The organism is Spirillospora sp. NPDC046719, from assembly GCF_040645715.1.
In the GTDB taxonomy this organism is placed as follows: domain Bacteria; phylum Actinomycetota; class Actinomycetes; order Streptosporangiales; family Streptosporangiaceae; genus Spirillospora.
In genome coordinates this window covers 1-7,909 of record NZ_JBEYYT010000428.1, presented here as the reverse complement: position 1 = coordinate 7,909, position 7,909 = coordinate 1, and the positions used below count along the sequence as shown (strand labels likewise).

Annotated in this window: 5 protein-coding genes and 1 pseudogene; 1 reads left to right on the top strand and 5 read right to left on the bottom strand. The window is 76.1% G+C overall.

Going from position 1 to position 7,909, the window contains the following annotated elements; translation table 11 throughout:
* The 5 genes from ABZ914_RS41855 to ABZ914_RS41835 form a co-directional block, all read right to left on the bottom strand.
* Nucleotides 1-2,536, bottom strand: a 2,536-nt coding sequence (locus ABZ914_RS41855) for a sensor histidine kinase (protein ID WP_500200251.1), incomplete at its 3' end; no start/stop codon positions are given.
* Between the two features lie 105 nt (nt 2,537-2,641).
* Nucleotides 2,642-3,319 carry a GTP-binding protein gene (locus ABZ914_RS41850; RefSeq protein ID WP_500200249.1) on the bottom strand — a complete coding sequence of 226 codons (678 nt, stop codon included), beginning with the start codon at nt 3,317-3,319 and terminating at the stop codon, nt 2,642-2,644.
* The gene (locus ABZ914_RS41845; protein ID WP_500200248.1) at nt 3,300-3,677 is read right to left on the bottom strand and encodes a DUF742 domain-containing protein; all 378 of its coding nucleotides are present in this window, start codon (nt 3,675-3,677) and stop codon (nt 3,300-3,302) included. Before ABZ914_RS41845 ends, ABZ914_RS41850 begins: the two co-directional genes overlap by 20 nt.
* Nucleotides 3,678-3,721: 44 nt before the next feature.
* On the bottom strand, nt 3,722-4,189 hold the full coding sequence (locus tag ABZ914_RS41840) for a roadblock/LC7 domain-containing protein (protein WP_190852827.1): 468 nt from the start codon (nt 4,187-4,189) through the stop codon (nt 3,722-3,724).
* Complete coding sequence (locus tag ABZ914_RS41835; RefSeq protein WP_500200246.1) at nt 4,189-7,104, bottom strand: sensor histidine kinase; 2,916 nt, start codon at nt 7,102-7,104, stop codon at nt 4,189-4,191. Before ABZ914_RS41835 ends, ABZ914_RS41840 begins: the two co-directional genes overlap by 1 nt.
* Nucleotides 7,105-7,409: 305 nt before the next feature.
* Between ABZ914_RS41835 and ABZ914_RS41830 the strand changes: the two are divergent.
* Nucleotides 7,410-7,909 (top strand): annotated as a pseudogene (locus tag ABZ914_RS41830) (hypothetical protein); the annotation flags it as partial.

Genomic DNA, 7,909 nt, shown 5'->3' with positions numbered 1-7,909 from the left:
GCGGCTCCGGCTGCGCGGGCTGCTGCTGAACGGGCGGCGCCGCGGCGGCGGGCGGCGGTGCCTGCCCCTGCGCGGCCAGATGGGCGTCCACCCGCTCCTTCAGCTGGGGCGCGAGATGCGTCTGCCGGCGGCGCTTGGGGAGCCCGCCGTCCGCAGTCGGCCCCGCGGGCTCCGCGTCAGCCGCCGGGGCGGGCTCGGGTGCGGGCTGCGGCCGGTCGGCCTGCCGGGAACGCCTGCGCTCCGGCAGTGGCGTCAGCCCGGACGTCTCCTCCCGCGCCTGCTCGCCCGCCTGCTCGGACTGTGCCTGCTCGCCCGCCTGCTCGGACCGGGCCTGCTCGGAGAGCCCGGATTCCGCCCGGACCGGTTCCGTCCGGACGGGATCGGCGCGCAGCGGCTCGGCCTCCGCGACCAGCCGCACGACGCCGCCCTGCTCCACCGCCGGGCGCGCGGACGCCGACAGCGCGCCCGCGGGCGCGGCGGGCAGCCGCATCGGCCCGGTGTTGCGGCGCGCGGGCGGCTCCTGCTCCGCGGTGTCCACGATGAGGGATCCCGGGATCAGCGCGATCGCGGTGGTGCCGCCGTACGGCGACTGCCGCAGCGTCACCTTGATGTCGTGCCGTTCGGCGAGCCGCGCCACGACGAACAGGCCGAGCTGCGCGCTGTCGGACGGGTCGAACTCCGGCGGGTCGTCCAGCCGGGCGTTCGCGGTGCGCAGCGCCTCCTCGGTCATGCCGAGGCCGCGGTCCTCCACCTCGATGGCGAAGCCGTTGGCGACCGGGTGCCCGCTGACCCGCACCGGCGACTGCGGCGGGGAGAACGTGGTGGCGTTCTCCACCACCTCGGCGAGCAGGTGGATGACGTCGGCGACGGCGGAGCCGAGCAGCGCGATCCGCGGCAGCGGCTGCACCCGGACCCGCGGGTAGTCCTCGACCTCGGCGACCGCGCCGCGCACCACGTCCACCAGCGGGACGGGCCGCCGCCAGCCGCGCCCGGCGGTCTTGCCGGCCAGGATGACCAGGCCCTCGGCGTGCCGCCGCATGCGGGTCGCGAGGTGGTCGAGGCGGAACAGGTCGGACAGCTCCGACGGGTCCTCGGTGCGGCGCTCCATGGTGTCGAGCAGGCTGAGCTGGCGGTGCAGCAGCGCCTGGTTGCGGCGGGCGAGGTTGACGAACACCTCGCTGATCCCGCGCCGCGCCGCGACCTCGCCGGCCGCGGCCACCAGCACCGCCTCGCGGGCCCGGTCGAAGGAGTCGGCGATCTGCCGGATCTCCCGGATCCGGAAGTCGACGGCGGGCTCCGGCTCGGGCTCGGCGGGGCGCCCGGCGCGGACCTGCTCGGCCAGCAGCGGGAGCCGCTTGCGGGTGAAGTCCACGACGGCGCCGGCGAGCGTGCGGCACTCGCGCAGCAGCCGCCGCGACACCCGGATCGCGATCATGGCGGACAGCACGACGGCGACCAGGCCGAGGCCGCCCGCGATGCCCAGCCGGACGAACACGCCGACCGCGATGTGCTGGGCCCGGCCGGTGATGTCGTCGAGGGTGCGGTTCTCGAAGCGGTAGAGGTCCTCGTCGGCGTCGTCGGCGACCGTCCGCCACTGGGACGGGTCGACGATCGGGGCCCGCGCGGCGCGGGAGGCCCCGGCGGCGGTCCCGGCGCGGGTGCCCGTCCCGGTCGCGGCGCCCTGCCCGGTCGCCGTCCCCGTCGCCGTCCGGCCCTGGACCTGCTTCTTCTTCGAGACCGTCCGGACCTGCTCGGACCCCCGGATGACCTCGTCCTCCAGCTTGCGCAGCTGCGCGAACTGGGGACTGGCGACGAGGCGCTCGTAGCGGCCGCGGTCGGCGGGCGGCAGGTTCGGGACGTTGTCCGCGTACGCCATCCGCTGCGCGCCGACGAGCTGCGCGAACTCGCCGCGCTCGGCGGCGCTCAGGTGCCCGGCGGCGAGCGCGCCGGTCAGCAGCGCGTCCTCGCGGGACAGGAACTCCCGGCCGCGGCCGACGGAGGTGAGCGTGCGGGCGTCGGCGGTGATGGTGCCGTTCGCGGGCGTCGTCGCGCTGTAGATCGCGAAGCCGGCGTCGATGATGCCGCTGTAGTCGGCGAGCACGTCCGCGCGGCCGGAGGCGCGGTCGTCGACGCCGCGGCGGGTCGTCTCCAGCGTGCCGAGCCTGGCCAGCAGGTCGTCCATCCGCTTGACGACGCCGGGCAGGATCGAGTCGCGCAGGGCGCCGTCCCCGAAGCCCTTGCGCAGCTCCCTGACGGCGCCGTCGGTCACCTGCCGCTGCGTGCGCAGCACGTCGGGGTTCACCGAGCGGGACGACCCGGCGTCCGCCATCGACAGCCGGCGCTCCTTCTGCAGCGCGTTCATCAGCCGCTGCGTGGGCAGCACCGCCTCCTGCTGGAACTTGCGGCTCTGCAGCAGCTGGTGCGCGTCGCCGTAGGTGATCCCGGTGAGGAACATCCACAGCGCGGCCAGCGCGAGCAGCGGCACGAGGACCAGGAGCGTGATCCTCGCCCGGATGGAGGAGAAGCGGGAGGCCATCACGGCAGGTGGACCATGCTCACATCGATGGCTTTCGGCGATGAGGGATGCGACATGCGGGGGGAACCTCCCGATGCGGGATGTACGGGGGTCTGCGGGACTCTACTACGTCGCGGGACGGCGACGATCAGGTGACCGAGCGTCATGTCCGGGGTCGTCGGCGTCCGGCCAGCTCAGCACGTGCTCCATCAGCGCGATGAGGACCTCCTTGGCCGATTCGCGGCGGCGGGCGTCGCACAGCAGCACCGGGACGCCGGGGTCCAGGTCCAGCGCGATCGCGACGTCCCGTGGGTCGTGCCGCCGCGCGCCGTCGAAGCAGTTGACGGCCACGACGAAGGGCAGGCGGCGCCGCTCGAAGTAGTCGATCGCGGGGAAGCAGCCGGTCAGCCGGCGGGTGTCGGCGAGCACGACCGCGCCGATCGCGCCGGCGGCCAGCTCGTCCCACATGAACCAGAACCGGTCCTGGCCGGGCGTGCCGAACAGGTAGAGCAGCAGCTGGTCGGAGAGCGTGATGCGGCCGAAGTCCATCGCGACGGTCGTGGTCGACTTGGCGCGGACGCCGGTCACGTCGTCCACGCCGACGCCGCGGTCGGTCAGCGGCTCCTCGGTGCGCAGCGGCCGGATCTCGCTGATCGACCCGACGAGGGTGGTCTTGCCGGCGCCGAACCCGCCCGCGACGAGGATCTTGGTGGTGACCAGCGGGCGGGCGGCGAGCCCGGCGCCGGGACCGCCGCCGAGGCCGCCGCCGGGACCCGGGCCGGGGTCAGAGGGCGCGTAGGCCATTGAGGACCTCCCTCAGGACGCCCCGTCCGGGCCGCCCGTCCGCGGGGGCGGCGGAGTCCACCACCCTGATCAGCCCCTCGTCGCGCAGGTCGCCGAGCAGCACCCGGACGACCCCGAGCGGCAGCCCGAACTCCGAGGCCAGGTCGACCACGGCGACCGGGCGGGCGCAGCCGCGCAGGATCCGCACGTGGTCGTGGCTGTAGCGCAGCCGGTCGCCCGGCTGCGCGCCGGTGGCCGCGACGACCGCGATCAGTTCGAAGCCCTCACCCGCGGGACGGGTGCGGCCCCGGGTCCGCGCGTAGGGGCGGACGAGCGGGCCGGCCTCCCGGTCCAGCCACCGCTCCGCCGACGGGTTCATCGGTCATTACCCCCACATCTCCCCCGGGACGGGCTCCGTCCGGGTCACCGGCCCTGCGGGACCGCTCCCCCGGCGCCGTAGCCGCCGGTGTAACCGCCGCCGAAGCCGCCGCCCGCCTGCTCGTGCCGCGGGGCGGCCTGCAGGTGCTGCCCGACCCGCTTGACCAGCACCGCCATCTCGTAGGCGACCAGGCCCGCGTCGGCCTCCGCCTCGGCGATGACCGCCAGGCAGGTGCCGTCGCCGGCGGCGGTGACGAACAGCAGCAGCGCGTCCATCTCGATGATGGTCTGGCGGACGTTGCCGCCCGCGAAGTGCCGGCCGGCGCCGCGCGCGAGGCTCTGCACGCCGGACGCCAGCGCGGACAGGTGCTCGGCGTCCTCGCGGCCGAGCTCGCTGGACGCGGCGACCGCGAGGCCGTCGCGGGACAGGATCACCGCCTGCCGCACGCTCGCGACGCGCTCGGCGAAGTCGTTGAGCAGCCAGTTGAGCTCGCCGGTGACCGTGTTGTGCATCATCGGGTCCCCTCATCCTCCCCATCGGACGCGCGGCCGCGCCGCCATCCCTGCTGTACCGAGGCCATCAGCGAGCGCGCCTCCTCCGGGGACCGCGCGACCCCGCCGGCGGGGCCGCCGGCGACCGGCGGAGGCAGCGGCGGCGGCTCCTTGCGCAACTGCGGCGCGAGGTTCTCCTGCCGGACCCTGCGGGGCAGGCCCGCGTGGGTCCCGGCGGGAGAGCCGCCCTCCGCGCCCCGAGGGCGCTCGCCGCCGACGACGGTACCGCGATCTTCCACGCCGTCCCACGCCGTGTCACCGGCCGGATGCGCACCGCGCTCCGTTCCCGGGTCTCCGTCCCGCTCGGGGGCGCCCGCCGGCGGGCCGCCGGGCGTGCGCGCGCCGGGCGCGTAGACCGGCGCGGGCGTCCAGCCGTCGGCGTCGGACGGATCGTCCGACGCGTACGCCGGCACGGCGTCCGCGTCGTCGGACCAGGGGTTCACGGAGCCGCCGCGCGGCCCGCGGAACGGCGCGGCGGGCGCCTGGTCCTCGGGGTCGCCCCACGGGGCGGCCGGGCCGGCGAGCTGCGGCAGCACGGGCGGCGTCTCGCGCAGCGGCACGGGCTCCGGCCACGCCGTGCCGGGCCGCCGCATGCCGGGCCGCTCCATGCCGGGCTGCTCCATGCCGGGTTGGGGCGCGTCGCCGGGCGCGGGCTCCCGGCGCGCGAACACCCCGACGTCGGGGACGACCTCGGCGCGCGTCACGACCTCCGGCCGCGGCGTCCCGCCGAACGGGACGTCGGTGTACGGGGTGCCCATGAACGTCGGCCCGGTGCCGGCCGGCGTCGGCTGCACGGGGACCGGCTCGACGGGCTCGGCGCCGCCCGGCCCGCCGCCCGCGCCGTCCAGGGACGGGGCGTCCGCGCCGCCGGCCGCGGCGGACTCGCCGGCGTCCGCCGGGGCCTCGACCGCGGGGACCTCGGCCGCGGCGCCGTCCGGACCGCCGTCCAGCGGGAAGATCTCGTCGTCCATCCGGTCGGCGGGCACCACGAGCTCGTGCGGCATCAGCACGATCGCCGTCACGCCCCCGTACGGGGAGCGGTGCAGCGACACGTCGATGCCGTGCCGGGCCGCGAGCCGGGCGACCACGAACAGCCCCAGCCGGTCGGTGTCGGCCAGGTCGAACTCCGGCGGCTCGGCGAGCCGCCGGTTGATCTCGGCGAGCGTCTCCGGCTTCACGCCGAGCCCGCGGTCCTCGATCTCCACGCAGAAGCCGTTGCCGACCCGCTCGGCCATCACCCGCACCTCGGTGTTGGGCGGGGAGAACGACGCCGCGTTCTCCAGCAGCTCGGCCAGCAGGTGCACGACGTCGGTGACGGCGGCGCCGACCAGGCCGTCCTCGGACTCGGTCAGCACGACCGCGCGGGTGTAGTCCTCGATCTCGGCGACGGCGGCGCGCAGCACGTCGGCGATGAGCACCGGGCGCCGCCAGCCGCGGCCCGGGGTGGCGCCGGACAGGATGATCAGGCTCTCGGCGTGCCGCCGCATGCGGGTGGTGAGGTGGTCGATCCGGAACAGCGCCTCCAGGTCGTCGGCCTCGGCGCGGCTCTCCAGCCCGTCCAGCATCGTCAGCTGGCGGTGCAGCAGCGACTGGTTGCGGCGGGCGATGTTGAGGAAGATCCGGCTGACGCCGGCGCGCAGCTCGGCCTGCCCGACGGCGGCGTCCACCGCGGTGCGCTGCACCTTGGCGAACGACTCGGCGAGCCGGTTGACCTCGCTGGTGCGGCCGCGCGGCAGCGCGGGCGCCTCCGCCTCGACGTCCACGGGCTCGTTGCGGCGCAGCCGGTCGACCAGCCGCGGCAGCCGCTCGTCGGCCAGCTCCTCGGCGGAGCCGCGCAGCCCGACCAGCTCGCGGACGACGCCGCGGCCGAACCGCAGCGCGAGCAGCACCGACAGGGCGATCACCAGCAGGCCGGCGCCGCCGACGACGCCGAGCCGGATGTAGGCGTCGCGGCCCAGCCGGTCGGCACGCGCGGCGGCCTGATCGGTGTTCGCCATGATCATCTGGTTGACGGACAGGACCAGCGGCTGCGCGGTCGCCTGCCACTGCCAGGCGCTGACCGGCAGCGGCCCGCGGTCGTGCGCGGCGATCTGGTCCTCGATGTCCTTGTACGCGTGGTACTGGGTCGAGGCGAACACCGGCGCGCTGAGCCGCGCGTAGACCTTCGGGTCGGCCAGGGACCGCTGCCGCTGCCACTGCCAGCGCTGCTCGCCGAGCATCTCCAGGAACGTGCGGTGCTCGGCGGCGGACATCTGGCCGTGCGTGACGAGCGCGCCCGCGACCAGCGCGTTCTCCCGCTGCAGCAGTTCCATCGCGCGCCCGGCGGCGCGGTCGGACAGCGTCCAGTTGTAGAGGGACGCGTCGTTGATGACGATCAGGCTGTCGTACAGCCGGTGCATCACGTCGACCATGCTGCTGTAGTCGTTGACGGCCGTCAGCCGGTCGACCGCGCGGGCGTCGACGGCGGCGCGCAGCTGGCCGAGGCCGCCGAGCGCCTTCAGCACGTCCGAGACCCGCGACCGCATCTCGGCCGTGGTGGCGCCGCGCGCGGCGCCGGAGGTGGACGTGCGGCGGAAGGTGGCCACGGCCTTGTCCAGGCGCGCGCGCTGGGCGGTGAGGGCCGCGGGCGTCGACGCCGGCTTGCGCGGGCCGCTCAGGTACACGACCGACGCCTGCCGCTCCTTGCCCAGCTCGACGAGCAGCCCCTGGCCGGACGCGGCGAACTGCTCGTTCAGCGTGTGGTACTTCCGCTGGGCGAGGGCGGCGCGGCCGGTGATGTCGGCGGCGTAGGCCCAGATCGCGACCAGCGAGACGAGCGGAACGAGAAGGAGCGCGGCGACCTTGGACCGGATCGGGCGCGTGCGTGCGGTTCTCATGGGACCTCGAACGTTCCGGCACGTAGGGTGGCCCGATCATAGAGGCGGCCTGTCACGCCTCCGCAACCCCTTCTCCCCCTTTCGTCCGTATTCGGAACCGGAATCGGTTATCGACAATCAGGACATTTGCTTCATTTCCCCCTGTTGCCGGGCGGCGATGGGCCATACTCTGCTGTTTCGCCCGCCGATCCCGGCCCGGCACGGGAGGGAGACCGACGATCAGTACAGGCAGCCACGGCGCGGCCGGCCCGCTCGGCCGGAGCGGGAGCCCGCCCTCCGCGCCCGGGAGCGTTACCATTCCCGCCGTGAGTCCCGAAAGCCAGGCATCCGAGGCACTTCCGTCGCGACGCCGCCGCACACCCCGCGGCGGCCGACATCGCGGCGACGAGTCCTTCCTGCTGCCCCAAGGATCCCCCGCTCTCGTCCTGGCCGTGCCCGGCCCCGCCCGGCAGGGCGGCACCGAGATCGCCGCCGAGCTCGCCCGGCTCGTGGAGATCGAGCACACCGGCCAGCCCGCCTACGTCGGGCACTTCGACGGCGGCGACGGCGACCTGCACGCCGTCCTCGCCGGCCTCGGCCACCCCCAGGACGAGCTCGCGGCCGTCGTCGTGCCGATGTCCACCGGGCCCGACCCGGCCCTGGACGCCGCCGTCCGCGCCGCCGTCGCGGCCGCCCCGGTCCGGGGCGGCGGCGCCCCGCCCGCGGGGCCCCCCCGGGGGGGGCGGGGGGGGCCCCCCGGGCGGGGGGGGGGGGGCGGGGGGCGCGCCGCGCCCCCGCGTGGGGGGGCCCCCCCCCCCGGGGGGCC